Origin of the sequence: Streptomyces sp. NBC_00873 (assembly GCF_045207415.1) — a bacterium.
Classification (GTDB): Bacteria; Actinomycetota; Actinomycetes; order Streptomycetales; family Streptomycetaceae; genus Streptomyces.
In genome coordinates, this window is the sequence record NZ_CP108803.1 from 442,437 (window position 1) to 467,949 (window position 25,513).

Consider the following 25,513-nt stretch of genomic DNA (forward strand, 5'->3'; position numbering starts at 1 on the left):
TCCCCCGCGCCCGCCGCAAACGACTCACCATCGCGGGTGCATGGCGTTCCTCCTGGGTGTCAGGTGGTGCGCTGGGGCCAAGGGACGTCGGTCTCGACGTGCGCGGCGTAGTCGATGCCGGGAACGGCGAAGCCGTAGAGCTGCTGCACCTGGACGGTGAACCAGTCGAGGGCGGCGAGGGTCGGGATGTTCTCGGTGGTGGCGGTATTCCAGCGTTCGGCGACGGCCTCCTGGACGGCGGGGGTCAGCTCCCAGGTGTCGAGGCGGATGCGGTCCTCGTCGTCGACGTCGAGGGGTGTGGTGCCGGTGAGTTGGTCCCAGAGCTGGGTGAGCTGGACAATCGGCGGGACCATGGCGTCTTCGAGGACGCCACGCAGCAGCCCGACATAGAGCGCGATGCCGGGAATCGCCGTGCTGGACTGCGTGACGGCAGCCCCGTTGACTGAGGTCAGGGCTCGGCCGTCGACTTCCTTGACGAGCCGGTCGTTCAGGTCCCGGGCGGTCTGTTCGAGGTGGGCCTTGGCCGCACCGATGGTGCCCTGCCGGTAGATCGAGGCGGTCAGCGGCGACCCGATGTAGGACAGGGCGACAGTGGCGAACCCCTGTGCCAACAGGTCGCGCCCGGCGAGGTGGTCGATCCAGCGGGCCCAGTCCGTGCCGCCCATGACGGCGACGGTCTGCTCGATGTCGTCGCCCTCGGCCGGCCCGGTCTCGACTGTCGTGACCTCGGGTGCCCCGTCGCCGTCGAAGACGAGGGTCTTGGTGCGGTACGCCTCACCGATCGGCTTGAGCACGGACGCGTACGTGACGCCGGTGTCGGGGTCGGTGCGGCGGGGGGCTGCGACGGAGTAGACGAGGTAGTCGAGCTTCCCGCCGAACCGCTTGTCGAGGAGGTCGGCGACCTGGTCCTTCAGGGTGTCGGAGAAGGCGTCGCCGTTGAGGAACACGAAGTCCCGCCCGTGCTTCACGGCCAGTTCGGCCGTTGCGGCAGTCCGGTACCAGCCGGCCGTTCCGGTTCGGCGGCCGGGCGCCTTCTCGAAGGACACGCCGACGCCCCGGATACCGGCCCTGGCGAGTCCTGCGATGGTGGCGGCCAGCCCGTACCCGGCGGACGAGCCGATCACGAGCGCGACGGGCGCCTCGTCCGCGTCCGTACGACCCTCCTGCGCCGGTTCGGGAACGGCCTGCCACATGTCCTGGACGAGCCGGGTGCAGCCGGCAGGGTGTGAGTCGAGGAACAGGAATCCGCGGGAGCGGGAACTGACGATGCGTTCAGTCATGAGAAGTTGTCCTTGCCGGTCGATATGTCCAGGGGCGCGGCGGACACCGGAGTGCTCACCGCATCCTGCAAGTCTCGGACCGTGCGGACCCGGTCGGTCACCTTGTCGGGAACAGTAATGATGAGGCGACCTTGGAGAGTTTCCACTGTTTCGAGCAGGGTCAGGCCGGCCACGCCCAGCCCCGACTCCGGCACCCGACAGGACTCCGAGCACTCGGTCACCGACCTGCCGGTGACCGCGGCAAGGACCTCCGTGAACGTCTGGGCGATCACGCGCCTCCCCCGCGCCGATCCAGGACGGCAGCGCACCGGCCGATCCCGGTGCTCGTGGCAGGCCGGGGCGGTGAGCGAAGACTTCGCAACGTTCATCCCGCTCGCGTCGCTGATCGACTGTCCGGACGGGCCTGGCGGCGGCGTTCCACCCGGGCCGCGATGCTCCGGCCGGGATCGGAGGTCCAGAAGGGATGCCACTGGATCCGGGCGGACAGGTGCAGCAGGCGAGCGCTTGGTACGTGGAGTTCCAGTCTCGCTGAGCCTGCACCAGTTCGTGGCGTCCTCCAGGGTTCCGCCTGCTGTGGTGTGACATGGCATCCCTGTCGTCGTTGTTGTCTTGCGACGGTTCTTGATCCTGGGATCCGGGTGCTGGTCTTCCCCGTATCCGCCAGCCACTGCCCGACCTGCGTCCCGGAAGGACCGCATGACCAACCCTATGACCGACGGCCGGCGGGCCGACTCGGCCCACCGACGCGAAAGGAACTCGCCGCCACACGAAGCCAACTCGACGAACGGACCGAAGAGCTGGCGGCCGCCCACGCCGCCAACCGCGAGCTGACCAGAGCCCTGAACCAGCGCGTGTGAGCCTCGTGTCACGGCTGCCCGGAGAAGTCCACAGGATCTGCGGGGGCTTTCCTGGCGCGACACCGGGGGCCCAGGGGGCGGTGAAGGTCCTCAGACGGTGACGTGGGACTGAGCCGGGCTGAGGTAATACACCGCGGTCTGTTCGGCGTGAAGGGCAAGCAGCCCCTGCAACTCCTCCGCTGCGGCCTTGAGGAGGTGGCCGTCACGGGTGGCGTGGAGGGTTTCGAGGACGAAGGCCACGTGTGTGGAGTCCTCGGTGACGCGGGTGCGGTGGGCGTCGCGGTGGTTCCAGTGGCGGGTCAGGACACCGGTGGTGTCCGCGTAGATGACCTCGCCGTGGTTGGGGTTCTCGACGGTGCTGGGTTCGCCGAGCGGGGTGAAGGACTCGGTGCCGTCCGCGTGGCGGATGTCGACGTCGCCGGTGACGTGGTCCAGGTCGAAGGCGCCGGCAGGCAGGCCGTACTGCACGGAGACGCCGTTGTAGGAGTCGACGGCCGGGTTGATGCGCGGCAGGGTCCCCTTCTTCGCGAAGCGGCGGCCGAGCGCGTCGACGCTGGGGCGGATGCGGCGGGGGTTGGTGCCGAAGGAGCGGTAGCCGGTGTGCCACGCCTCGATACGGGGGTCGGTCTCGTCGGCGGGCTGCCAGGTTCCGTCGGCGAGCTGCTGCTCCAGGTCTTCCAGGGCGGCGGCGGTCTGGGGCCAGGGTTCGTGGCCGCGCATGCCGGTGGCGGTGACCAGGGCAACGAGGGTGTAGGGGAAGGCGTCTGCGATGGCGGGGGCGAGGCGGAAGTCGGTCATGTGCGGGGTTCCGTTTCGTGTGCGCGTGCGGGGTGGGAGTCAGGGTTTCCAGGGGCCGATGCGGTCCAGGCGGCGGCGCTGCTGGCGTGCGGTGGGGGCGTCGAGGCCCTGGCCGCGTGCGGTGAGGTGGCCGGCGACGGCGGTGCGGTGCTCGACGGGTTTGTGGTCGTCGTATTTGAACTTGGCCAGTACTTCGGTGACTTCCAGGCTCAGGCCGCGGATGCCGGGCAGCATCCGGCCGTAGGGGGGCTGGTCGACGACGACGGGGGCGTGGTCGCCGTCGGGCTGGAAGTGGGCGAGCTGGCGACGCAGCAGCTCGGCCTTGGCCGCGGGGTCATCGACGATGCTGGCGCGGCAGGTGAACTGGACAGCCGTGTAGTAGCTGGTGGGGACGCCGTCGTGGAGTGGGGTGCCGGCCTTGGCGCGCCAGGGGCCTGGGATGAAGGCGTAGTCGCCGATGACGGTGAGGAGGACGTTAGGGTCGTGCTCGATCGCCTTCCAGAACGGGTTGGGCCGGGCGAGGTGGACCAGGAGGCGGGGTCCGTCGCTGGTGAAGTGGGTGGGTACGGCGATGGGCGGGTAGCCGTGCAGGCCGTTGACGCTCAGGATTCCGAAGTCGTGTCCTTCGGCGATCCAGGTCTGCCATTCGACTTCGTCCAGGCCGGCGTCCCAGGGCTGGATGAACATGCGGTTCTCCTTGCGTAGGAGGGGTGGGCAGCGGGCTCGCTCAGGTCAGGGCGAGGAGGCTGACGGCGACGGCGGCGGTACCCAGGCCGACAATTTGGCCGCGGTGGATGCGTTCGTCGAGCACGCTGCGGGCGAGCAGGACGGTGCCAGCCGGGTAGAGGGCGGTGATCACGGCGACGACGGCGAGGTCCCCGCTGCGGGCGGCGAGCAGGAACAGCAGGTTCGCCATGGAGTCCAGCACACCTGCGGCTGCCGACATCGCGTATGGGGGTCGCTCGGATCCGAGCTTGCGGAGCATCAGCCCTGCTGCGGCCAGGGTGACGGCCGAGGAGACCGCCCGGCCCACGATCAGCGGAGCCACCCCGCTGCCGGACGGCGCCTGGTGCAGAAAGATCAGCTGAAGGGCGATAGCGGCGCCCGCACCTAGGGCCAGGAGCAGCGCGGTACGTGAAGGGCGCGCCGACCCGGCGCCGTTTCCGGCGCTGACCAGTACCACCGCCACCAGCGCGAGCGGCAGACCCACCAGCCCGGCGGCGCCCAGGTGCTCGCCCTGCAGCAGACCCACACCGACGGGCAGCGCGGCGGACACCACGGCAGTCACGGGCGACAGGACGTTCATCGGACCGATCGCCAGGGTTCGGTAGAGCAGGGCGAACGCGGCGGCCGAGGCGACCCCGGACGCGGCGCCCCAGCCGAGAGCACCGGCGCTGAACGAGGCGCCGAGGAACGGCCACAGCAGCAGCTCGACCACGAGACTGGCCGGGGCCGCGATCACCACGGTACGCAGCACATGAGCCCTACGGGCACCGAGGCCGCCGAGGAAGTCGGCGCACCCGTAAGCGAGTGAGCTGCCCAGGGCCAGCAGCAGAGCGATCACGGTCGGTCATCCCTTACCATTTCAATGGAACGACTAAACCGTACAACGGATCGACCGGGACGTGTCAACCAAACGACCGCACGGTGCATTCCAGCGGTCCACTCGCGAGGATGGTGATCGGATGGCCGAGACAGCCGCAGCCCTGCGGACGCTCGCGCACAACGTCAGGGCGGCCCGCACTCGCGCCGGCCTGTCCCTGGACGAGCTCGGCCGACGTGCCCAGGTCAGCAAGGGCGCATTGGTGGGACTGGAGAAAGCTCAGGGCAACCCCAACTTCGCCACCCTGGTCCGGCTGGCCGACACTCTCGGCATCTCGGTGTCCGCGCTGATGGAAGGGCCGACCGAAGGCCGCGTCCGCGTCGTGACCGCCGACGCCGTGGCCCCCCTGTGGACCGGAGCGCAGGGCAGCGAAGCCCGGCTCATGCTGACGACCTCAGGCCCGGCCCCGGTCGAGGTCTGGCGCTGGCAACTGGAGCCCGGCGAGGAGTACCCCAGCCACCCCCACCAGGCCGGAGTCGTGGAAACCGTCAGCGTCACGTCCGGCCGGATGACCGTGGTCGTCGACGGCACCGAGCACGTCGTCGAAGCCGGACAGACCGCCACCTTCGACGGCGATACCCCCCACGCCTACCGCGGCTCCGGCGCCGAAACCTGCCACCTGATCATGACGGTTCACCTGCCGCCCGGCCCTGCCTCCACAACCTGACCCGCGCAACGCGGGTCAGGTTGTTGATCCATGCGAACCACCCCGGCCTTGCAGATCACCTGAACCGGCGATAGCGCCACATCTGTTGCGCTTGCTACGGTCGCTAAAAATTGCGCTGAACTGCGGAAGGTCGCTCCGACTCGCTTCGCGCCACAGTGACTCCCCTAGAGAAAGTGGGGAAAGTCGTACGTGGGCACATATCAATGTGTACGTGTGTTCGATTTTCGGATGCGAGCGGCACGACGGGCCGTCCCGGCGAGTCCCTCGGACAGAGCAGAGCGATCCAGCCCGGACAGATATCGCGGTGTCACGCGAGACCGAGGCATGCGACCGCGTCCACGCCGCTGCCACCGCCCCACCGCAGGAGGGCCGCATCACGACGGTCAGCCGAGTCTCGCTGCAAACCAACCTGGCCAACGCGCTGGAGCGCAACAAACGCCTGGCATCCCGAGTGCGACAACTGGAAAAGCACCTTGCCGCAATGCTCGGCGAGACCGCCTGGACCGAATCCGGCCTCGGGGCCGCAGCCGACATCGACCAGCTCCAGCAACGCATCACGATGCTGACCAGGAACTCGCCGCCACACGAGGCCAACTCGACGAACGGACCGAAGAGCTGGCGGCCGCCCGCGCCGCCAACCGCGAGCTGACAAGAGCCCTGAACCAGCGCGAGTGAGCCCTGTCCGCCAAGGCTGCCCGGCCGTGGCAGACAGGGCAGGAACGCCAAGGCCAGAGCTCACCAAGCAGGCCCGCACCCGGGCCCGCCCCGTCCACCGCAGGCCGCAGGCCGCAGGCCGCAGGCCGCAGGCCGCAGGCCGCAGGCAATGCATGCCCCTCCCCGCCGCGCGGTCGGCACGGAACGAGGAAAGGGGCCATGATAGAAGACAAAGCCGATGTCACATGCTCATATCGAGAACGACCGGCGGCCTGACCGGACTGACGCGCGAACGCCGGCAGTGATCCCGCTGTCTTCCAGTTCTGGCTGTGTCCCCGCAGCGTCGCGGTCCTCCACGCATGGCATGCCTTGAAGGCGTCATGGTGACCGGACAACCCGCCCTGCTGCTTCCGCGGTGGTCCGTCGGCACCGTCCCGGGATCTCGGGGCAGAGGAGAGCTCCCGGTGAACTACATCGCTGAGCGACTGCGCGCCTCCCCCGAACCTGCGGCCCTTCCGGCGCGGTCGGCAGTGTCCGCGGGCGACTGCGGTCTGCTCCTCATCAGGATCACGTTCGGCCTGCTGATGGCGGGGCACGGCTCCCAAAAGCTCTTCGGCCTATTCGGTGGCGACGGCCTCACTGCCACGGGCAAGGGGTTCACCGCGCTGGGATATCACCCTGGAAACGTCTACGCCGTCATCGGCGGTGGCTCCGAGTTTCTGGGAGGCATCGGCCTGGCTCTGGGTCTGTTCACGCCACTGGCAGCGGCTGCCCTGATCGGTGTGATGATCAATGCCATGGTGACCGTTACCGCGTCACACGGTTTGTGGGAATTCCAAGGCGGCGTGGAGTACAACGTGTGCATCGCCGCCGTTGCACTTGGCATCGCCGCCACCGGCCCGGGGCGGCTCGCCCTGGACCACCCATTCCGCTGGGGAAAGGGCGGCTGGCGCGAAGCAGGTTTCGCTCTGTGTCTCGGTGGCATTGGCGCCGCCATCGTGCTCGGCCTCTAGCATGGCCGTTTCTCTGAGGCAGGGCCAGTTGGCCTTCGGACCTTGCTGTTCGAGCCTCTTTCGTCCAGGTCAGATAAGTGCGGCACGCACGTTGGCGAGCGCCTCGTCGAGGGTGGTCGCAACGTTCTCGTGACCGCTGAAGCCGTCGTCCTCGCCCGGGTCGACAGTCCAGCCCCAGCCGCTTTCAGGATGCCCGTCGATGGTTGCGGCGTGCTTGCCCTTGGTGATGGTGATGGAGAGGTTCCCGGCCGGGAAGGTCTCGATTTCGGCGTGTGCCGTCTCGCCGAAGGCGTGGTGGATGGCGTCGCGGGCTTCCTGCTCGGTGGTCATGGGCTACTCCTGGTGGACGGTGACGACGACGGTGCGGCCGCTCGGGTCGGTGAGGGGGCGGCCGCCCGGGGGGATCGAGGGTGCCGGCGGGCGTGGTGAGTCAGAGGGGTGGGGTGAGCTCGAGAACGGTGCCATCGGTGCGGGTGGCGCGCAGTACTCGGAGCAGGTTCCGTGCTGCTCTTTGGTGAAGTTGGACGTCATCAGCAGGTTATCCCCGAGCCGGAGCCCCACTCCTGTGGCAGATAATCCCAGGCAATCGCCGTGTGCGGCAGGAACAGAATCTCCTGAAACTCCGCCGCTCTTTGAGACGTATGCAATCTGGGTGGCTCGTGCGGCGGTCGACCTTCGGCTGGAACGGCTCGATCACGTCGCACAGGTCGTCGCTGCCTTTCCACCTCTTCGCCCTGCGCCATTCCATTACCCCCGCGACCTGATGAACCTGACACCGAGCTGGACCCGATCACTCCATTGATCATTCTGCGGGAAGTTCTTGAGGAAACCCGGCAACGGCTGGAGCAGCAGATTACGAGTTGGCTGATGCTATTGCTGCCGCTGGCCCGCGGTGTGAGCGTGGCGTCTTCGGCTCGGGCTGTTCCACGCGCGAGCTGTCGTTGGCCTGCTCTCCGGCTGGCAGGCTTCCCCAACGTCCGCGGGAGGGAGCGCGGACGGTGCCGCCTGCACTCCGTTATCCGCTGTCGGTCCAGCACGGGTGTCGGCGCGGGCCAGGGCACCCATGCTGCCCTGGGTACGGGCTGCGCGGTGTCATGGACCGCGCCGGGCAACGCGGGCGACGAGGCGCACAGCAGACGACCGAACGGATCGGCGATGCCCTGAACGTTCATGCCGTGCTTGCGGTGTTTCCCGGAATAGTGCGGCCGATCGGCGGCGATCCGGAGGTGCCCCCGATTCCGTGCCGGAGCCTTCGGCGCTGAACCGAACCGCGAGAGTTGATTGCGGTTCAGCGGTATCCGGTGGCGTCGGCGGGCTTGCCCGCGTCCTGAACCTCGAGGATGTACCGCCAGGCGTTTGGCCGGCTGCCGTCAACGTCGGTGAAGCCGTAAACCTGGGCGAGCTGACCGCCGGACAACGACTGCCCGTTCCAACGGCTCACCTGGGGATCGGCGGCCAGGGCAGCGACGGCTCGCCCGACGTAGAACGGGGTCTCGGAGATGCAGAAGTGCGGCTCGCGCTCCAGCGCGTCATGCCACGATTCCTCGGTCACGCCGAAGTGGTCGAGCATGATCTCCGAACGCATCCACCCGGGCGTCAGTGCCACCGCTGTGCCGCCCCGCGGACCGAGTTCGTGGCCCAGCGCGAAGGCCATGCGCAGCACCGCGGCCTTGGCAAGATCGTAGAAGAACGAGACCCGGTAAGTGTCCCGGTTGTACTCGGCGGTGCCGTCGGTCATCTCGACCACCAGTCCACCGTGATTCCGCAGGAGGAGGGGAACAGCGTGGTGGCTGGTGATTGCGTGGGTCTCCACCGCGAGCCGGAGCAGCCGCAATCCCTTGTCGAGGTCGTGCTCCCACACGGGGGTGTCCCATTCGAAGAGGAGTTCACCGCCCCAGATGTCGTTGACCAGGATGTCCAGCCGGCCTTGTTCGGATGCAATGCGATCCACCAGGCTTCGGACCTGGGAAGGAACCAAGTGGTCGGTCGGGACCGCGATGCCGTGACCTCCCGCCTCGGTCACGAGATCGGCGGTGTCCTCGATGGTCTCGGGGCGGTTGTACTCCGAGCGTTGCCCCCGTGTGCTACGGCCAGTTACGTAGACGGTAGCTCCAACCGCGCCGAGTTCCACTGCGATCGCCCTGCCGGCTCCCCGCGTCGCCCCTGCGACGAGAGCGACCTTTCCGTCCAGTGTTGCTGACATGCGTGTCCTTCCGTGTCCTTGACGCACTGCGCCGACGCCCGTGCGAGCACCGCCGACAGGATGGTTGCGCAGAAACCGGACACCTTCTGTCATGTTTTCCCAAGCACGGCTGCAACGTCGCGTGGATCGGTACTTATGGATCGGTTGCACCGGACAGGCAGGGATGACGACGTGCTCTCGCGTGCACCGCGCGGGACCTGCCACGCGCGGTGCACGACTTCAGGGCCACCCGCACCCGCGGCATCCCCGAGGTCGTGGCTCAAGCAGGTGTGGTGCTGAGCCAACGAGGCGAACCAGGGCGCTGGCGCTGCCGTCCGAATGCCTTAGCGAGACTGTAGGGACGGCCTCTCCAGAGGTCAGCTGGCTGCCAACGCCATGGCTGGGACGTGGCGGGCAGATCGGGTTGAGGCGCCTGGTGCCGAAAAACTCGGATGATCCGGCCTGGTGCCGACGTTCCGGAGTGACACGGATTGTCTTCGGGAGCGGTGCGGCGGTCGGCGGCGCCCCCGGCTGTGCTCTTGGCCCTGTCCCCGGCACCGGTGGGCGCCGTGTGAACCGGTCATCGCCCAGATCACCGCCTTCACCGACGTGCTCAACAACATGCGCGAACAACTCGACGACATGCCTGACGAGGAACGAACCAGAGTGGAAGAGGCCAGCTCGATCCTGCGGAAGGTCCGAGCCACCCAGGACCACAAGCTGCTGCCGCTGACTGTCATCAGGCCGAAGGATGACCGTGAGCATGACCTGCCCGCCCGACGTCAGGGGACGTGCTGAAGGCAGCCCGTCGTCGGGACAGCCTCACCACGGGACAGCCTCACCAAGAGGAGTCGGGCGCTCAAGGCCGTGCACGACATGCTCCAGGCGGGCGAGACCGTCACGTTTGCCGCCGTCGCCAAGCAGGCCGGAGTGTCCACCTGGCTCGTCTATGCCCCGGGCGTCCGCGAGCACATCGACCAGGCCCGCCAGCGCCAGGCCCTCGAACCCATCCGGGCCGAAGCCGCCGGACTCACCCTCAGCCCGACCAGCGCACACACCGAACTTCTCCTGGCCCGCCAGGAGATCTCCCGGCTCCGCGACGAAGTCCGCGACCTGCGCGAAGGCATGCGCCTTCAACTCGGTCGACAGCTCGACCAGATGGACGGCCGCGACCTTCAGAAACGACTCACGGAGCTGACCAGCGAGAACCATCGCCCCGCCGCGGATGCCCGCGCAGCGGAGACCGAGAACCGTCACCGTCGGCGCAACTCACTGAACCAGCGCACGATCGCCGGCGTGGCCGCGACATTGGACCCCAGGTGACGGGATCCGTGGTAGTCGACATTGCCGAGATCGACGGCCGGGGCGGCCACGCCGTTCCTGAGCAGAGCCGCCTGGCAGTGCGCGGTGTTGGCGGTGACGGCCTGCTCGTCCCCGCTCGCCATGTAGAGCCGGACCGGGCTACGGGGAGCCCAGTCGGTGCATACGGCGTCAGTTGTACGCAGCGCCGCCGCCATCTGCCCCGTCGGATGCGCCAGCAGCTCGCGGCCGTGCTCGGTCAGCAGCTCGTCCAGAGCGCCCGGGGTGCCCCGTATCAGCTGCTCCCCCGTGTGGGCGCCGTCGAAAAGCGCCTCGACGGTGCTGTCATAAGGGACTCGGAAAACCTCGCCAGGGCTGTCGTAGATGTGGTGGAGCCTGTTGAACGCCACCAGGGTGTACGCCGCGTACAGCACACTGGACTTGGGTTCGAGCCTGCCCTCGAGCAGCGCGGGCAACTCCGCGCCGCCGAAGTCGTACGCGCCGCTGACCGGTGCCAGTGCGCCCAGCCGGAACCAACGGTCCTCACCCGCCTCCAGGGCCCGGCCGAGACCCAGAGCTGCCGAGGCTCCCTGTGAGAAGCCGGTGACCATGACATGTCCGGTGCGGGGCGCGAAGGCGCGGGCCGCCCGCAGCATGTCCAGGGATGCCGTGGTCTCGGAGCCGATGTCCATCCAGGGGTGCAAGCCGGGTCCGTTGCCCATCCCCAGATAGTCGGGCGCGACCCCTGCGGCACCGGCCGCCGCGTGCGCGATCACCGGTGCGGACACGAACTCGCCGCGCTGCATGGACGGGGAATCGTCCTTGTAACTGCCAGTACCGTGGGCGAAGGAAACCGCCTGCAACCGTCCCTCGCTGGTGAGCGGCAGCACGAACAGCCCGCTCGCCGTGGTGGGCCGTCCGTACGGATCGACGGTCCGGTAGACCAGCCGGTACGCGACCACGCCGTACCGGACGGTGTCGTCTTCGAACCCGGCCGCGCCCAGCTCGGCGGTCACGGCGTGCGGGGTCGCGAGCGTGTACAGCTTCTCGGCGGAGACCAGTGAGCCCCGGCCATGCTCCTCGTGCTGCGCCTGCGTCCGGGCATGAGCGGCGGGCTCAGTGGCGGCGGTGGCGACGGCCGGCCCGCTCAGCAGCAGGCCGCAGCAGACGGCTGTCACGGCCGCCCGAAGACCGCCGCGGTACCGGGTTTTGCTGCGCGACGAGGATGAGGCGGGGATGACCACGAGTTCCTCCAAGTGTGGCTCAACAAAGTTCAGTTCAGCCTCGCCTGTTGCGAACCTCGACGCACTGGTGCAGGCCTCCGGGCCATCCTGGTGCATACCCCCGTTCGCTCTACCGCCCTGCGACGGCCATCACCACCGGAGGTGTGCGGACTCGACACCCCAGCACCCCGTGCTCGCTGCGGCGTCGGCGTACGGAAAAGCCAGAGCGCGGTGGAAGACATTGCCGCCGGGCGGCCAAGGAACGCCGCGCAGAAAGGGATCACGGCGGCGACGTCGGTAAGGCTGCCGCCAAGCTTGGGGACCTGGGAGGCGACGACGGCCAGCAGTGTCGCGGCCATCAGCGGCACCATCGTCGTGGTGGCGGCGTCGGCGACCTTCTGTCCGGCCGGGCGTCGGGCGGCCCACGCCTGCAGAGCCCAGGCCAGCGCGAGGGGGATGCCGATCAGGACGACGAAGGCTTCGAGGAACGGGCTGACCTCCACGATGTCGGCCAGGTCGGAGCCGATGAACAGGTACAGGAACCCGGGGAGCAGCAGCATCTGCGCGACGAGGAGGAGTGGGTGGCGGCGAGCAGGCGCCGGCTGGAGCCGCCGGCCAGCCCGGAGAAGACGATCACGTAGTCGACGCACGGGCACAGCAGCACGAGCAGGACACCGACCCGGACGGCCTGGTCGGCGGGCAGGAAGGCGAACACCGCGGCGACGACCAGCGGTACGACCACGAAGTTCACGACCAGGGTGGCTGCGAGAAAGCGGCCATCGCGCAGGGAGCGGAACAGTTCGGCAGCGGTGACCTGGAGGAAGGTGACGAACAGCAGGGCACCGAAAACCGGGTTGATGGCATGTTCGAACCTGGCCCTCGTCTCCACGACGATGCCGGTGGAGGTGGCGGCCTGCTTCTTCGCCTTCTCCTTCACTCGCATCTGCCACCGCATGCGGACCTCACCGGCGAGCCGGGCCGCGAGGTCCGCATGCGGCTTCCTGAACTGGCCCTTGACGTACCGTTCGACGGTGCGCTGGTAACCGGTGCTCTGGGGACGCTCGCGCAGCTTGCCGATGCCGCCCTTGACCGTCGACTTGATGGCGGACGCAACCGCAGCCATGCCCGGGTCGGTCTGCTTGTGCGTCACCATTGCAGCGAGGAAATCAGTCTCGGCCACCTGCAATGACGTCTTGACGGCCAACGAACGTCGCATGATCGAGTTGACGAATCCCCAGGTCGTGGTGTCCCTCCACAGGAGCCACAGCCGTGCCGGTTGTGGACTTCAGTCCCGCGGGGCAGCGGCCTCAGTGGCTGGCCACGGAGCATGTGGCCGCGCCCTGGCTCGCGGACTGGGTGCAGCGGCACGGGATGCTGCCCGAGCTCGCCCTACGGGCCCTGGCGGTCGGGCTTGGGGAGGCGCTGCGCGCGGTGCACCGGGCGGGGCAACACGCTCACCTCGCCTGGGTGAACGGCACGTCGGAGACGGCCGTGCGGTCCAGGAACCTGCGCAGACCGGTCCGTACGCCGTCGGTCGGCACGGTGGCGGCGAAGCAGGCGGCCTCCACAGCGAGGGCCTCGTCGATCGGGAGATTGACGCCCCGGGTGACCGCGCGCAGGCATCGCCACCGGCGCGGCACGGGCACGCTTGTTCCGGAGGGTGTCGTTCGCGTTGAGGAAAGGTCGCCGATCAGTCCGTGAGGTCGAAGTCGTACTGGTCGGGGTGGGTGTAGGCGTTCGTGTTCGCGGGCGAGGTGGTAGCGCCCTGGTTGCGCTCTCCTTGTCCTGCGTGCCCTGTGGGTGTCAGAGGTCGAGCTGGCAAGTCGCGGCAAGGCGGAAGCGGCATGGTCCGAGTCGTCCGGCCATGCCGTTGCACGAGCCGTTCGCCCTGGCTACAACCGGGCGCGCAAGGCCTGAATGGTCCAGTCGAATGCCGGCGTCAGGCCGTGCGGGGCGGTCCAGCCGTTGATCACTGCAACCAGCTGGAAGTACCTGTCTCGGCGCGGGTCGTTCGCGGTCTCCAGCCAGGACAGCAGCCGACGCCGGAGCTCGACGTCGTTGGGGCCGGCGGTGACGTACGCGTAATGCGCCGTGATCGCCGCGATGACCGGATCCGCCCGGGGCGAGGCCGGGTCGGTGCCGTCTGCAAGCGCGGGAGCAACCTGGTCACGGACCACCGCCGCAACGTCGCGGCCCAGTCGCGTGGTCCCGTCCTTCGTACGCTCTGCCATGTGGCCCTCGGCCATCCCCCGCATGCCGGCGCGGAAGTCCGGATCCTGGGACAGCTCGGCCAGCTCCACCCATGCCTGGACCTGCTCCGCTGTGGCGAGGCGCGGGAAAGCCAAAGACCCCGGCGCCCACGGGGTGGATCAAGGTGCTGGACCCATGAGCACCCATTTCAGTGCTCAGCGCTCCCCCTCAGGCAGCGCCTTCTCGTCCCACCCGATGACATGCACAAGTTCTCTGAACCATTGGCTTCTCTCGTCATCAGACTCCCGGCGCTCAACGAGGACGGCGACGCAACTACCGTATGTCACTTGCTTCCATCCCGATCAACTATGTCTGCGGTCTCGTCGGACGCGGGGCCCGGCCACCCTTCGCAAGGAACGCGGCGCCCGAGTCGACCGGGGCCGGGGGCGGAGAGCGAACGCAGGGCCAACCACAGGAACGCGATGTCGTCCAGATAGACGGGGTCGGGGATCAGGTCGACAGGGCACACGGTGTAAATCACCGCGGCCCACACCAACGCCTTGCTGCGCAGCGGGACCCCCGCGTCGATCAGCAGCTTCCTTGCGCGGAACAGCCTGACCAGAAGTACGCCGGCAGCCCCCATCGTGAGCAGTGCGGCGACCGCGCCGACAAGAATCCAGGCCCTGGTGTCCATGGTGCATAGTCCGTCCTCATCCGGATTCCTGAGCACGCCTGCGCGTGCGTCGCTTCAGCGCACGCCGTTCGGCCTCGCCCAGCCCGCCCCATACGCCGGAGTCCTGACCGTTCTCCATGGCCCACTCCAGACACTGCTTCCGCACCGGGCATCCCCGGCACACCTCCTTCGCTTCCTCGGTCTGCACCAGCGCCGGACCTGTGCTCCCGATGGGGAAGAACAGGTCGGGATCCTCGTCACGGCAGGCCGCGTACGTACGCCAGTTCTCCATGTGTCCCGCTCCCAATGGCCGGTTATCCGTATGGTTCGTGCCTTACGGGTGACCTGCATCGGCCCCCTGAAACCCCATCGCGAGCTGTGCACGCGGCCAATTTCCCCCATGGAACGGTCCTCCTCTGCCGTATCAAGCAGGTGGCAGGTGATCGCGGCGGGCGCGGGGAAGACCTTCGGGGACAACGAAACTCAGTCTCCGCCCCGGCTGACGAAGTGCGGGGCGGGCTGACCACTGATGGGGATGTGTGCGCACACCTGGGAGGTAACCGCGTGGGCCTCCGGCGCCGGCGAGCTGGACTGGCCGGAGGCCGAACACGGCTACGCCGCCACCCCGTGGATCCGTCACGGTTCACCCGCGCCGACGCCGCCTCCCACTACTGCGAGCTTGCCGAGCATCAGATGCCGGGGCGTGCGGCCACCAAGATCTAGCGCATCCTCGTAGACGGCAACGAGGCGGCTCTATTGTCGTGTGCAGGGGGACGGCGCCCCGTCCTTCCATTCAGCGGATGGCCGGACGGCCTCCCTTCTCGTGAATATCGGCGTGGCAACCGACATCGGTTTCCATAGCGTGTATGACGTACGTGAGTCAGAACCGCACGCGCAGAACATGGCCGACCTCGTCGCCCCATTCTCGCTGCAGTCCTGATTCATGGGTCCATAGGCACGCACTCCGTATGCGGCGCGTGCCCAACTACGTACGGAAACCCGGGCGCATCACCTCGGTGGCTCACAGCGCCCGGGCGAGGCAGCAGCTGGAATCAACGGTCCACGGCGAGTTGGCCGAACACTCACTAGACCATTTGGGTGCCTGAGGAATCCAGTGGGGAGAGGCCGGCAGGAATCCCCCACCCTGTTTGCGAGGTCCGCCATGGAAGACACTGAGACCATTTCCTTTCCGCAGGACCGAACCTGCCCCTACCACCCGCCGACGGGGTACCGGCCTGCGCACCGGGGACCACAGCCGGTGTCCCCCGCCCGGCTTTTCGACGGCCGCACCGTGTGGCTCGTGACCGGGCATGCGGAGGCGCGTGCGTTGCTGGTCGACCCGCGGCTGTCGGCCGACCGGGAGAACCCTGCGTTTCCCGTGGTCACTGAGCGGGTGGCAGCGACCACTTCGCGACGCGTCGAACTGGTCGGCCTCGACGACCCCGAGCACAACGCTCAACGACGGATGCTGATTCCGAGCTTTACGGTCAAACGCACAGCGGCCCTGCGGCCGCGGATCCAGGAGACCGTGGACAGACTGCTGGACGCGATCATCGAGCAGGGCCCGCCGACCGATCTGGTCAGTGCCTTCGCGCTGCCCGTTCCGTCCATGGTCATTTGTGCGCTTCTCGGGGTGCCCTACGCCGACCACGAGTTCTTCGAGTCGCAGTCGCGCAGGCTGCTGCGCGGCCCTGCAGCCAGCGATATCGAGGCCGCACGGGACGCACTCGACGACTACTTCCGAGCCCTGATCCAACGCAAACGGTCCGCCCCCGGCGAAGGGTTGCTCGACGAGCTCATCACCCAACAGCTCGACACCGGGGCCGTCAACCACGACGAACTGGTCCGACTGGCCGAAATCCTGCTCGTGGCCGGTCACGAGACGACCGCGAACATGATCTCGCTCGGTACCTTCACTCTGCTGCAGCATCCCGACCAGTTGGCCCGGGTGCGCGCCTCCACGGACTTGATGCCTACTGCCGTCGAGGAACTGCTCCGCTTCCTCTCCATCGCCGACGGAATGTCACGGGTGGCTACCCAGGACATCGAAGTGGGCGGGGTGACAATCCGGACCGGGGACGGCGTCATCCTGTCCACGTCCGTGATCAACCGGGACGAGGCCGCATATCCCTCGCCGGACGAACTGGACCTCGGACGGAATTCGCACAACCACGTCGCCTTCGGCTTCGGTATCCATCAATGCCTCGGCCAGAATCTGGCGCGGGCCGAAATGGAGATCGCGCTGCGTACGCTCTTCGACCGTCTTCCGGGACTACGGCTCGCGGTAGCCGCCGACGATATCCCGTTCAAACCGGGTGACACTATCCAAGGCATGGTTGAACTGCCGGTGGCGTGGTGACCGAAATCCGAACGGAAAGGACCCTGTTGTGATGCGGATCAGTATCGACACGGATGTATGCATCGGTGCCGGACAGTGCGTGCTTGCCGCACCGAAGGTCTTCACCCAGGACGACGACGGTTTCAGCAAACTGCTGCCGGACCACGAGGACGCCGCCGCCGGCCCCCTGGTCGGGGAGGCGGCCCGCGCCTGCCCCGTACAAGCGATCACGATCACATAGCCCGCACGCTGAGTGGATCACGTTGTCGCTGACGGCCGATCCGCCCCGGCCGCTGTCGCCGGGTGGTGTCGGCACACGGGACAGAAGCTGCGCCGAAGGTCCCGGCCCCGCACCCGCGCCGGCCGCGGGGGATCCTGCACAGGTCGTACGCCGCCTGCGGGAGACTCGCTACCGCCGATCGTCCCCCGGTAAACAGGGGCGGCGCGAGTTCAGGACCAGGTGAACGGATTTCAGGTTCGCGCCCGCCCGCCCTCCTGCTCGCCCGGGTGACTCGCAAGGGCGGACCAGGTCGGTGTGCAGTCCGCCGAAGGCGGAGTCCGGGAATCCACCGATCAGAACCCGGCGTTCATTCTCGGCCCCGGACGCCTGTCTCTGACCCCAGATGCAAAGCGGCCGCCGCGTTCTGGCGATTCCTCGTAGTCGACCGCTTCGCCAGGCCGCCCGACCGAACGGCGAAGGGCGGGAGAGCAGACATGCGCCGGGAGTGGTCACCGGAGAAGGTCGTGGCGTGCTGGACGCCGGTGGGCGATGACTGGGACTTGGCCGCGAACAAGTCAGGACGACTCGGTTCGGCTTCGTGCCGATGCTGAAGTTCTTCGAGCTGGAGGGCCGTTTCTCCCAGTTCGGCGAGGAGTTCCCGCGGGCTGCTGTCGACCACGTGGCCGACCTCGTGAAGCTGCCCGCAGATGAACTCGCGAAATACGACCTGTCGTCCCAATCGGCCAAGGGGCACCGTACCCAGATCCGCGAGGCCCGATCCGGCCAGGCTGCTGACGGTGTTGCCCGCACGCGAGGCTCCTGATCACGACGGTGCTGTTCATGAGGCGGATGGAGTGGCTGCGTGGCACGATGAGGGGAGTTGTTCCCGGCCGGTAGGTGGCGGGAGGGAGCAGATATGGAGATCAAGCCGCAGGCGACTGTCATCCCCAAGGAGACGGGCCATCTCGAGCAGGGGAAGTACGGCCCCGTTTTTCCGAAGACACCGGCGTGTTACGGGTTCACCATCGTCGCGAGGGTCAAGCCGGGCCGAGCCGAGGCAATCCGTGAGCACGGCAACACCCTGGCCAAGGCGCTGGAGCGGGATCCGTATCTTCTGGCGCCGCTGAAACTGCACTACCTGCGCTGGGTACTCTTCGACGATGATACTCGTTTCATGTATCAGGGGATCTTCGACACCGACTTCGACAAGTACACCGAGGACGCCGTCGCCCTTTTCAGCAAGGCGGGGGTGAGCACGGCTTTCGAGAACCTCGAAGGATTTCCCGAGGACTGGAAGACCAACCCCGAGGCGTTCGTCAGGTTCGTGCGTGAACACCACTGCCCGAGCTTCATCGAGTACGGCGAATATCCGTTCGTCACGGCCGACGAGATCAAGAAGGCTCTGCGGATCAAGAGCGCGCTGTCGGAGATGCTCGACCAACTGCAGTGAGAGCGGCTGCCGCACGCTCGTCCCACTGTGGATCGGAGACCAGATGAACGAGGTCACGACCGCACGCACCTACAATCAGAACCACATCCCGCGTGAACACACCCCTGGTCGGCGACGGGTGAGCATCTACGTCTCGTGGAGCTATCCAGCGGAGGCGGGCAGGAACCCTGCCGAGCTGGACAACCGGTTCTCCACCATGACCGAGGTCCGGCGGGTGACCTGGCCCGCCTACGAGGACCCGAAGTGGTCCGAGCCGTTGCAGTTCCAGCAAGGCATCGCCGGCTCACTGGAGTTGTTCTTCTGGGCCTGGGTGCCGTTCCAGCAGTTCGTCGAGGAGACCACCGGACATCCCGTCCCCGTATACCAACGCATCGACCAGGCCGGTTTCCATACCCCGCTCGACGAGCGGGTACTGGCGGACACCGACACCTTGTTCGTGTTCGGGCTGGATCACATGATCACAGGACAAGAGCCCGGACCCGGGGAGGTCGAGGCACTGCGCGCTTTCCTTGGACGGGAGGACGCCCGTCTGGTCCTGGGACCTCACCATGACGTCGGGGCATCGGACGATCTGACAGTGCGGGAGATCGAATACCGCCATCACGGCGATCCTTTGGTTCCCCGCCAGCAGCGGTTCGCCACCTATGTCCGGGGCTTGATGCAGGGCCTCGGGGTACCCGTCGAGAACCGCTACGGACTGCGTCCCGCCGTGCAAGGGCCGAACCGAATCGCCCCGTTCTCCCCGGTCCGGGATGCGGATACGAGAGGCTGGCTGGACGGGGTGACGAACTTCAACTTCCACCAGCACCTTCCGCATTACGCCGTGACGAGCGACGAGCCGGATGTCATTCATCTGCTGGCCCGGCAGCCGATCGACACCTCCAGGCCGCATCCGTTCATCGAGGCAGGCAACACCGAGTTCAACATGTTCCTGTGGATGCCGCCGAGCGGTGAGCGGGCCGGCGATGTGCTGCTGGCGGACTCCACGATTTTCAGTTCGTTGTTCGGCGGCGACGAGAGCCTGCGGAATTTCTGGCGGAACCTCGTCACGAAGTAGTGACGCAAGGAGGCGCGAGTGTGAGCACGAACGCGCGAGCCGCACTGGAGCTCGACGACATTCAGCGCGGGGTCCTCAGCCCTCGCCCTACGCCCTACGCGGCGACCTATGTGGTGTTCCGTATCGATGACCGGGCGCATGGACGGGAGCTGATGCGGCGCGCGAGCGCGGTGGTGACTTCCGCCGCCGCCTCGGTCAGCCCCCTGGGGGAGACGTGGGTGAGTGTCGCGGTCACCACTCACGGGCTGAAGGCGCTGGGTGTGCCGCGCGCATCGGTGGACACGTTCGCCTGGGAGTTCCGCCAGGGGATGGCAGCCCGCGCCGAGGCGCTGGGTGATGTCGGCCAGAGCGGCCCCGAGCACTGGGAAGCGCCGCTGGGCACGCCGGATGTCCATGTCGTGCTCACGGCGGTCGCACCCGATACCACGCGGTTGGAGGAGGCCCTCGATCGAGCCCGCCCCGCTTACGACCGGCTCCCCGGGGTGACCGCGATCTGGCGGCAGGACTGCTACGCGCTGCCCACTGGGACCGAGCATTTCGGCTACTGCGACGGCGTCAGCCATCCTGCCGTCGAGGGCAGCGGCATCGCCGGGTCGAACCAACTGGAGGTGCCGTTGAAGGCCGGCGAGTTCGTGCTCGGCTACCGGGACGAGATCGGCGGCATCCACACGCTGCAGCCGGAGGTACTGGGACGCAACGGCAGCTACGCGGTCTTCCGCAAACTCCACCAGCGGGTCGCCCTCTTCCGGTGCTATCTGCGGGACAACGCCACCGGCCCCGAGGACGAGGAACTGCTGGCAGCCAAGATCATGGGACGCTGGCGCAGCGGTGCACCGTTGGCGCTCAGTCCGCAGCACGACGACCCCGCTCTCGGCGCCGACCCGCAGCGCCGCAACACCTTCCTGTACGAGCGGGACGATCCGGTGGGCTTCACCACGCCCAGCGGCTGCCACATCCGGCGGGCCAACCCCCGCGACGCGTCGGTGGCGGGCGAAGTACGACTCCACCGCATGATCAGACGCGGCGCCGCCTACGGTCCGCCGCTGCCTGAAGGAGTGCTGGAAGACGACGGGGCCGACCGCGGCCTGATGTTCGCGTTCATCGGGGCCCACCTCGGGCGTCAGTTCGAATTCGTGCAGTCCGAGTGGATGAACGACAGTGTCTTCTTCGGCGGGGGCAACGCCGGCGACCCCGTCACGGGATCCCACGACGGCGTGACCGGCTACACCATTCCCCGGCGGCCGGTGCGACGACGCCTGTCCCCACTGCCGCGGTTCGTCGTTACCCGCGGCGGCGAGTACTGCTTCCTGCCGGGCCTCAACGCCCTGCGCTGGCTCGGCAATCTCCAGGACTGACACTGCGGTCACGCGCACGGTGGCACCGCTCCGAGGCGCTCCGCCGCCCGAGGTGACATGCCTCATGGGCACCCTGCACCTGCTGTTCAACGCCGTCACCGTGATCTTCATCGCGGCCATCATGTTCACCGCCGGCCTGGGGGCCACCGTTGCGGCACTGCGGGGCGTTCTCACCGACGTCCCACTGCTGACGCTGTCCCTGATCGCCAACATGGTGGCCATCCCACTGCTCGGTTGGGGCATCGGTGTCCTGTTCGGCCTGCCCACCACGTCGTTCATCGCGCTCGTGCTGGTCGCCTCCTCCCCGGGCGGCCCATTCGGCGCGAAGCCGGCCATGGTGCAAAAAAAGCGACGTCGTCGCAGCCGGGGGCCGTGCAGGTGCTGCTTGCCGCCATCGGCAGCCTCACCTTCGCCCCGACCGTCAACGGCATCCTCACCGCCGCCAAGGTCGGCAAAGGCATCTCCCTCGACGTGGGGGCGCTGGTACAGACTGTGGCACTCCTGCAAGCTCGTTCCGTTCGTCATCGGCCTGCTGCTGCGCCGCTACGCGGCACTCAGCGCACAAGCGCGGCACCCCACCGCGGCCGCGGTCTCGAATGTGACCTTCTTGATCGTGCTGGCGGGCATGCTGGTCGGCAACCGGCGTGACGTCGTCGCGCTGCTCGGCTCACTCACACTGCTGGCCGGGTTCGTCCCTGCAGCCGCTGCCTTCGCCGTCGGCACGTCGGTGCTGCCCAGCCATGGCCCGGCCGGCGTGTCGGGGTGGTCGACGGTGCCGTCGGGGCGGACGACGACCGGGGCGGGGTGGTCGGCCCGGGCAATCGTGCAGGTCTCGGTGAGCGGGTCGTACACGGCATACACGCAGCCGACGTGAGGAGGACCCGCTCACCCGGTCGATATCTGCCAGGGTGCGGGCCGACATGCCCCACGCCCTGATCGGTGCCGACGCGCAGGTGGCCCGCAACGGTGAAGCAACCGCGGCCGCAGGAGAGGGAGTCACAGATCGAGGATGAGATCCGCGGGTGGTTGTGAGCAGCAGATGAGCGCGTTGCCCTCGGCCGGCAGGTCGATGGGGTCAGGAGAGTAGTCGACACCGCCGGAGACGACTGCAGTCTCGCAGGTGTGACAGACACCGGTACGGCACGACCACCGCACTGGGACGTCGCATGCCTCGGCGAGTTCCAGGAGTGTGCCGTAACCGGGGTCCCAGGGAACGGTCAGGCTGCTGCGGGCGAAAGTGACGGAGGGGCCAGTACCCGGTCCGAGCGGATGGGCGGGCAGATGAGGAGCCGGCGCATCGGTCGGAACCACTCCGGGCGTCATCGCAGTCACGGATCCAAAGGTCTCTGTGTGGATCCGCCCAGGGGCCAGGCCGCAGTCCACCAGTGCTTGTGTCATGTCGTCCATGAACGCCACCGGACCGCAGATGTAGGCGTTGGCGTCCTCCGGAATTCCAAGGTCCTCGAGAAGCTGGGCGGTGAGCCGACCGGTGGAGGTGTAGTCGTCGCCGAGACGGTCGTCGTCGCGTGGGCGGCTGTACGAGACATGCCGTCGGCCGGTCGGCAGGCGTGACAGCAGTGTGCGCACCTCGTCGGCGAAAGGATGCTCGGCGCCGTCCCGAGCTCCGTGCACCCACCACACCGCGCGGGGATCACGCTTGTCGGCCAGCGCATGGAGCATGGCGAGCACCGGGGTGGCCCCGACGCCGGCGGAGACCAGCACGATGGCTGCCTCGTTGTTGTCGAGGGTGAACGTGCCTCGCGGGGCAGCCACATCAAGGACGTCGTCGACCACGACGTGTTGATGCAAATAGCTGCTGCCCACGCCATGGGGTTCCTGCTTGACGCTGATCCGGTAGTGAGCGTCCCCCGGGCGCCCGGACAGGGAGTAGCTGCGAATAACCGGCGCGCCCTGCGGGTCGGGACGCATCTTGACCGTGACGAACTGGCCTGGCAGTGCTGGTGGAAGCGGACTGCCGTCGGTGGCGGCGAGAGTGAGGGAAAAGATACTCCTGCTCTCGGGGGCGATGTGCGTGACCGCCAGGGGACGGAAGCCCGGCCAGGCCGGCGGCGGGCTGCTTGCGGCGGCAGTCAGGCCCGTATTGCCTCCCGTATTGCCTGTTGACCAGCCCTTCGAGTCGTAGTCGTCCAAGAGCGACTGCATGGACGTCTTCCAGCCGGGGCTGAGCGCGGGAATGCGGAGCGCCCGCTCCACCTGGGAGCGCGAACGCCCGGGTCTGTAGAGGACAGCGTCGATCTCCGCGACGGTCATGGCTTCCGGCCCCGTGGAGACTTTGACGATCTCGTCTCCGGCCTGGACGACCCCCTCGGCCAGCACCTTCAGATAGAAGCCGGGGCGTCCATGGGCAACCAGCAGGGCCGGCATCCGTGGTTCGTCCATGCGAAGACCTACGCGATAGCACGTCACCCGGGGCTGCGTGACTTCGAACAACGCATCGCCGATGCGGTACTGGTCGCCGATGCACACCTCGTCGTCGGGCAGGCCGTCCACGGTGAAGTTCTCACCGAACTGGCCATGAGTGAAATCGTTGCGGTGCAGGTGGTCCTGCCAGTACCGATAGGAGTCCACCTGGTACACCAGCACTGCCCGGTACGGCCCGCCGTGACCGGCGAGGTCGCCCTGGCCGTCTCCGTCGATGTTCAGCTTCCTGACCATCCGCGGGCCCATGACTGGATGCTTCCATACGCCCGTATGCGTCTCTCGGCCCTTCCAGGGAACATCCCGGGGCATCCCGACATTCACCGCGACGAGCGTGGTCATCGGTGCATCTCCCTGGTAGAACGGCCACCCCCATCGCTGCCACGCTAATACGCCCACTGTCGATGGCACGTGCAGGACACGTGACGCAGTGCCCTGCACGGATCTCCTTTTCAGCACAGGTCCGTGCTGCTCATGGGAGGGCCAGGGATGGGGGTGGCACTGCACGAGAGTTGCGCAGCAGTCGCCAGGGTCCGGAATCGCGCGGGAAGCGGACCAGCTGGTCCGGGACACCACGAGTGAGCTCGTCTACCACCACTCACAGCGCGTCTTCTGGTTCGGCGCCCTGCAGGGACGCCGTCGCGATCTGAGGTTCGACCCCGAACTCCTCTGCATCGGCGCTCTCTTCCACGACCTCGGGCTCGGCGAACGCTTCCACGGGAGCGGCCGGCGGTTCGAGGTGGACAGCGCGGACGAGGCCCGGCGATTCCTCCAGTCGCACCATGTGCCGGAGGACAGCATCCGGCGCGTGTGGACCGCCATTGCGCTGCACACGACGCCTGGCATCCCGCAGTTCATGGAGGTGGAAGTATCCCTGGTGACGACCGGGGTCGAATACGACGTGCTCGGTATCGGCTACGAGGACATCGCGAAGGCCGACCGGGCGGAGATTGTCGCCCTGCATCCGCGGCCGGACTTCAAGCGGCGCATTCTCGCTGCGGTGGCGGTTCAGCCCGCTTGGGCGATCGCACCGCGGAGCATGGCCACGGTCGTGGCCGCCGCCCGACGCTCCGTGTCGTCCCCTGTCGTACGCACACGCTCCTCCAGGAGCACAACGGCCGCCTGGAGGACCCCGATGCGCACCGGAACACTCCGCATTCCTGCCAGTACCGCGGCCGCCTGCTCCGCCGGGGTCACGCTCGCAGCCTGCGGGATGAGGGGGGTGATGCCGCGCCCGAGCGCACGGTCGCGGGGCGGTTGAGCTGCTGTGGTCACTGTAGAAGTCTGCCGCACCGGAACCCTGGATTCGGTCAACGACTTGGCCGTTGTCCGTCCTCTTCATGGTTGCGGTGCACGTAGACGCGCCTCAACAGGTCTTCCAGCTGCGTGCGTTCGTCTTCGGTCAGCGGCGCCAGAAGCTCTTCCTGCACGTTTCGGGTGTCCGACTGGATCTCTGCGAGCACGGATCGGCCCGCCGGTGTCGGTGTGACGGTGACGCGGCGCCGGTCGCCGGCGTCGCGGGCGCGGTCCACCAGGCCTGCGACCGCCAGGTCGTCGACGGCGATGGTCTCCGCCCCGAAGATCCGCGCGTACTGCAGGGCGAGGTGGCCGAGGCGCGCCGATGCCGGAGACGAGGGCGCGGGTGCCCGGGCGTACGCCGGACAGCTTGACCGCCTCGTAGGTGGTGACGCCCGCGCAGGTCAGGGGCGCCGGATCGAGCGGGTCGATCCCGTCGGGAACGGGCACCGCATAGCTGCCGTGCGCCGGTGCGTACTCGGTGTGGCTCCCGTCGACGGATTAGCCGCTGTTCTGCTGCTTGCAGGCAGAGTGTCTCCCAGCCCGAGACACCATGGTCGCAATGTCCGCACGCCTCGCCGAGCCAGGGGATGGCCACCCGGTCCCCCACCCTCAGGCGGGTGACGTGGTCACCGGCGGCCTGGACAATGGCGATGCCCTCGTGTCCGGGCACGAACGGCGGGCTCGGCTTGACCGGCCAGTCGCCCTGCGCGGCATGAATGTCGGTGTGGCACAGACCGGAGGTCTCCATCCGCACCAGAACCTGGTGCCCGGCCGGGTCGGTACCGGCCGCTCCTCGACGACGAGGGGTTCGGCGAAGCCGCGGACAACAGCGGCTTTCATGGACACTCCTCCGCTTCGGGCTGGCGCGTCGGACCGATGTCACCGCGCCGGATACGGACCATGCGCCTCATTCAGT

25 protein-coding genes and 6 pseudogenes are annotated in these 25,513 nt (G+C 67.9%); 13 read left to right on the forward strand and 18 right to left on the reverse strand.

The annotated features are described in order from the left end of the window. Positions 1 to 59: 59 nt before the first annotated feature. The 5 genes from fabV to OH809_RS02020 form a co-directional block, all read right to left on the reverse strand. Positions 60 to 1,280, reverse strand: a complete 1,221-nt coding sequence (fabV, locus tag OH809_RS02000; protein ID WP_406424580.1) for an enoyl-[acyl-carrier-protein] reductase FabV — start codon at positions 1,278 to 1,280, stop codon at positions 60 to 62. Continuing rightward, positions 1,277 to 1,552: a hypothetical protein gene (locus OH809_RS02005; protein ID WP_406424578.1), complete on the reverse strand. Its 276-nt coding sequence runs from the start codon at positions 1,550 to 1,552 to the stop codon at positions 1,277 to 1,279. The genes fabV and OH809_RS02005 overlap by 4 nt, the downstream gene beginning before the upstream one ends. 675 nt (positions 1,553 to 2,227) lie before the next feature. After that, on the reverse strand, positions 2,228 to 2,935 hold the full coding sequence (locus OH809_RS02010; RefSeq protein WP_406424576.1) for a B3/4 domain-containing protein: 708 nt from the start codon (positions 2,933 to 2,935) through the stop codon (positions 2,228 to 2,230). 39 nt (positions 2,936 to 2,974) lie between these two features. After that, entirely contained in the window at positions 2,975 to 3,622 is a 648-nt protein-coding gene (locus tag OH809_RS02015; RefSeq protein WP_406424574.1) for an FMN-binding negative transcriptional regulator, read from the reverse strand. 40 nt (positions 3,623 to 3,662) lie between these two features. Next, a complete protein-coding gene (locus OH809_RS02020; RefSeq protein ID WP_406424572.1) occupies positions 3,663 to 4,499 on the reverse strand; it encodes an EamA family transporter in 837 nt (278 codons plus the stop codon). Positions 4,500 to 4,620: 121 nt separating this feature from the next. On the opposite strand from OH809_RS02020, the gene OH809_RS02025 reads away from it, so the two are divergent. The 3 genes from OH809_RS02025 (at position 4,621) to OH809_RS02035 (ending at position 6,872) form a co-directional block, all read left to right on the forward strand. Beyond that, a complete protein-coding gene (locus OH809_RS02025; RefSeq protein WP_406424570.1) occupies positions 4,621 to 5,205 on the forward strand; it encodes a helix-turn-helix domain-containing protein in 585 nt (194 codons plus the stop codon). 304 nt (positions 5,206 to 5,509) lie between these two features. Then, complete coding sequence (locus tag OH809_RS02030) at positions 5,510 to 5,854, forward strand: hypothetical protein (RefSeq protein ID WP_406424568.1); 345 nt, start codon at positions 5,510 to 5,512, stop codon at positions 5,852 to 5,854. Positions 5,855 to 6,332: 478 nt separating this feature from the next. After that, entirely contained in the window at positions 6,333 to 6,872 is a 540-nt protein-coding gene (locus OH809_RS02035) for a DoxX family protein (protein ID WP_406425438.1), read from the forward strand. A 69-nt stretch (positions 6,873 to 6,941) separates the two neighbouring features. Here the strand turns inward: OH809_RS02035 and OH809_RS02040 are convergent, their stop codons facing one another. The 3 genes and pseudogenes from OH809_RS02040 to OH809_RS02050 all read right to left on the reverse strand — a co-directional run bounded on the left by OH809_RS02040 (position 6,942) and on the right by OH809_RS02050 (position 9,075). Continuing rightward, positions 6,942 to 7,202 (reverse strand): hypothetical protein, encoded by a 261-nt coding sequence (locus OH809_RS02040; RefSeq protein ID WP_406424566.1) that lies wholly within the window; start codon positions 7,200 to 7,202, stop codon positions 6,942 to 6,944. A 592-nt stretch (positions 7,203 to 7,794) separates the two neighbouring features. Further along, a pseudogene (locus tag OH809_RS02045) lies at positions 7,795 to 8,095 on the reverse strand (transposase family protein); the annotation flags it as partial. A 65-nt stretch (positions 8,096 to 8,160) separates the two neighbouring features. Further along, positions 8,161 to 9,075: an SDR family oxidoreductase gene (locus OH809_RS02050; RefSeq protein ID WP_406424564.1), complete on the reverse strand. Its 915-nt coding sequence runs from the start codon at positions 9,073 to 9,075 to the stop codon at positions 8,161 to 8,163. Positions 9,076 to 9,900: 825 nt separating this feature from the next. On the opposite strand from OH809_RS02050, the pseudogene OH809_RS02055 reads away from it, so the two are divergent. Further along, positions 9,901 to 10,377 (forward strand): annotated as a pseudogene (locus OH809_RS02055) (DUF6262 family protein); the annotation flags it as partial. Here OH809_RS02055 and OH809_RS02060 read toward each other — a convergent pair. The 6 genes and pseudogenes from OH809_RS02060 to OH809_RS02085 all read right to left on the reverse strand — a co-directional run bounded on the left by OH809_RS02060 (position 10,308) and on the right by OH809_RS02085 (position 14,731). Continuing rightward, the gene (locus OH809_RS02060; protein ID WP_406424562.1) at positions 10,308 to 11,609 is read right to left on the reverse strand and encodes a lipase; all 1,302 of its coding nucleotides are present in this window, start codon (positions 11,607 to 11,609) and stop codon (positions 10,308 to 10,310) included. The pseudogene OH809_RS02055 and the gene OH809_RS02060 sit on opposite strands and share 70 nt — an antisense overlap. Positions 11,610 to 11,776: 167 nt before the next feature. After that, positions 11,777 to 12,444 (reverse strand): annotated as a pseudogene (locus tag OH809_RS02065) (bile acid:sodium symporter); the annotation flags it as partial. Between the two features lie 586 nt (positions 12,445 to 13,030). Next, positions 13,031 to 13,222 (reverse strand): hypothetical protein, encoded by a 192-nt coding sequence (locus OH809_RS02070; RefSeq protein WP_406424560.1) that lies wholly within the window; start codon positions 13,220 to 13,222, stop codon positions 13,031 to 13,033. 246 nt (positions 13,223 to 13,468) lie between these two features. After that, on the reverse strand, positions 13,469 to 13,921 hold the full coding sequence (locus OH809_RS02075) for a hypothetical protein (protein ID WP_406424558.1): 453 nt from the start codon (positions 13,919 to 13,921) through the stop codon (positions 13,469 to 13,471). Between the two features lie 188 nt (positions 13,922 to 14,109). Next, entirely contained in the window at positions 14,110 to 14,460 is a 351-nt protein-coding gene (locus OH809_RS02080; protein ID WP_406424556.1) for a YkvA family protein, read from the reverse strand. A gap of 16 nt (positions 14,461 to 14,476) precedes the next feature. Beyond that, positions 14,477 to 14,731 (reverse strand): WhiB family transcriptional regulator, encoded by a 255-nt coding sequence (locus tag OH809_RS02085; RefSeq protein WP_406424554.1) that lies wholly within the window; start codon positions 14,729 to 14,731, stop codon positions 14,477 to 14,479. 282 nt (positions 14,732 to 15,013) lie between these two features. Here OH809_RS02085 and OH809_RS02090 point away from each other — a divergent pair. The 8 genes and pseudogenes from OH809_RS02090 to OH809_RS02125 all read left to right on the forward strand — a co-directional run. Continuing rightward, positions 15,014 to 15,159, forward strand: a pseudogene (locus tag OH809_RS02090) (ketosteroid isomerase); the annotation flags it as partial. 442 nt (positions 15,160 to 15,601) lie between these two features. Next, a complete protein-coding gene (locus tag OH809_RS02095) occupies positions 15,602 to 16,798 on the forward strand; it encodes a cytochrome P450 (protein ID WP_406424552.1) in 1,197 nt (398 codons plus the stop codon). Positions 16,799 to 16,829: 31 nt separating this feature from the next. Next, positions 16,830 to 17,018, forward strand: a complete 189-nt coding sequence (locus OH809_RS02100) for a ferredoxin (protein ID WP_406424550.1) — start codon at positions 16,830 to 16,832, stop codon at positions 17,016 to 17,018. A 583-nt stretch (positions 17,019 to 17,601) separates the two neighbouring features. Further along, positions 17,602 to 17,820: a hypothetical protein gene (locus OH809_RS02105; protein ID WP_406425436.1), complete on the forward strand. Its 219-nt coding sequence runs from the start codon at positions 17,602 to 17,604 to the stop codon at positions 17,818 to 17,820. A 93-nt stretch (positions 17,821 to 17,913) separates the two neighbouring features. After that, complete coding sequence (locus OH809_RS02110; protein WP_406424548.1) at positions 17,914 to 18,447, forward strand: hypothetical protein; 534 nt, start codon at positions 17,914 to 17,916, stop codon at positions 18,445 to 18,447. 43 nt (positions 18,448 to 18,490) lie between these two features. Continuing rightward, positions 18,491 to 19,504 (forward strand): hypothetical protein, encoded by a 1,014-nt coding sequence (locus OH809_RS02115; protein ID WP_406424546.1) that lies wholly within the window; start codon positions 18,491 to 18,493, stop codon positions 19,502 to 19,504. Between the two features lie 20 nt (positions 19,505 to 19,524). Then, a complete protein-coding gene (locus OH809_RS02120) occupies positions 19,525 to 20,859 on the forward strand; it encodes a Dyp-type peroxidase (protein ID WP_406424544.1) in 1,335 nt (444 codons plus the stop codon). A 64-nt stretch (positions 20,860 to 20,923) separates the two neighbouring features. Continuing rightward, positions 20,924 to 21,160: pseudogene (locus tag OH809_RS02125) on the forward strand (hypothetical protein); the annotation flags it as partial. A gap of 242 nt (positions 21,161 to 21,402) precedes the next feature. Here OH809_RS02125 and OH809_RS02130 read toward each other — a convergent pair. Next, positions 21,403 to 21,720: a SpoIIE family protein phosphatase gene (locus OH809_RS02130; RefSeq protein WP_406516225.1), complete on the reverse strand. Its 318-nt coding sequence runs from the start codon at positions 21,718 to 21,720 to the stop codon at positions 21,403 to 21,405. A 135-nt stretch (positions 21,721 to 21,855) separates the two neighbouring features. Continuing rightward, the gene (locus OH809_RS02135; RefSeq protein ID WP_406424542.1) at positions 21,856 to 23,739 is read right to left on the reverse strand and encodes an MOSC domain-containing protein; all 1,884 of its coding nucleotides are present in this window, start codon (positions 23,737 to 23,739) and stop codon (positions 21,856 to 21,858) included. A 97-nt stretch (positions 23,740 to 23,836) separates the two neighbouring features. Here OH809_RS02135 and OH809_RS02140 point away from each other — a divergent pair, with 97 nt between their 5' ends. Beyond that, a complete protein-coding gene (locus OH809_RS02140; RefSeq protein WP_406425432.1) occupies positions 23,837 to 24,559 on the forward strand; it encodes an HD domain-containing protein in 723 nt (240 codons plus the stop codon). 49 nt (positions 24,560 to 24,608) lie between these two features. Here OH809_RS02140 and OH809_RS02145 read toward each other — a convergent pair whose 3' ends face one another. Further along, positions 24,609 to 24,830, reverse strand: coding sequence for a hypothetical protein (locus OH809_RS02145; protein ID WP_406425512.1), 222 nt, complete (start codon positions 24,828 to 24,830; stop codon positions 24,609 to 24,611). A gap of 21 nt (positions 24,831 to 24,851) precedes the next feature. Next, positions 24,852 to 25,437, reverse strand: a pseudogene (locus OH809_RS02150) (alcohol dehydrogenase catalytic domain-containing protein); the annotation flags it as partial. Between the last annotated feature and the right edge of the window lie 76 nt (positions 25,438 to 25,513).

Bases quoted from the DNA above. Each gene is read 5' to 3' on its own strand.
- fabV (WP_406424580.1), bottom strand. From the start codon at position 1,280: ATGACTGAACGCATCGTCAGTTCCCGCTCCCGCGGATTCCTGTTCCTC.
- OH809_RS02010 (WP_406424576.1), bottom strand. From the start codon at position 2,935: ATGACCGACTTCCGCCTCGCCCCCGCCATCGCAGACGCCTTCCCCTAC.
- OH809_RS02015 (WP_406424574.1), bottom strand. From the start codon at position 3,622: ATGTTCATCCAGCCCTGGGACGCCGGCCTGGACGAAGTCGAATGGCAG.
- OH809_RS02025 (WP_406424570.1), top strand. From the start codon at position 4,621: ATGGCCGAGACAGCCGCAGCCCTGCGGACGCTCGCGCACAACGTCAGG.
- OH809_RS02040 (WP_406424566.1), bottom strand. From the start codon at position 7,202: ATGACCACCGAGCAGGAAGCCCGCGACGCCATCCACCACGCCTTCGGC.
- OH809_RS02050 (WP_406424564.1), bottom strand. From the start codon at position 9,075: ATGTCAGCAACACTGGACGGAAAGGTCGCTCTCGTCGCAGGGGCGACG.
- OH809_RS02080 (WP_406424556.1), bottom strand. From the start codon at position 14,460: ATGGACACCAGGGCCTGGATTCTTGTCGGCGCGGTCGCCGCACTGCTC.
- OH809_RS02085 (WP_406424554.1), bottom strand. From the start codon at position 14,731: ATGGAGAACTGGCGTACGTACGCGGCCTGCCGTGACGAGGATCCCGAC.
- OH809_RS02095 (WP_406424552.1), top strand. From the start codon at position 15,602: ATGGAAGACACTGAGACCATTTCCTTTCCGCAGGACCGAACCTGCCCC.
- OH809_RS02100 (WP_406424550.1), top strand. From the start codon at position 16,830: ATGCGGATCAGTATCGACACGGATGTATGCATCGGTGCCGGACAGTGC.
- OH809_RS02105 (WP_406425436.1), top strand. From the start codon at position 17,602: ATGCTGAAGTTCTTCGAGCTGGAGGGCCGTTTCTCCCAGTTCGGCGAG.
- OH809_RS02110 (WP_406424548.1), top strand. From the start codon at position 17,914: ATGGAGATCAAGCCGCAGGCGACTGTCATCCCCAAGGAGACGGGCCAT.
- OH809_RS02115 (WP_406424546.1), top strand. From the start codon at position 18,491: ATGAACGAGGTCACGACCGCACGCACCTACAATCAGAACCACATCCCG.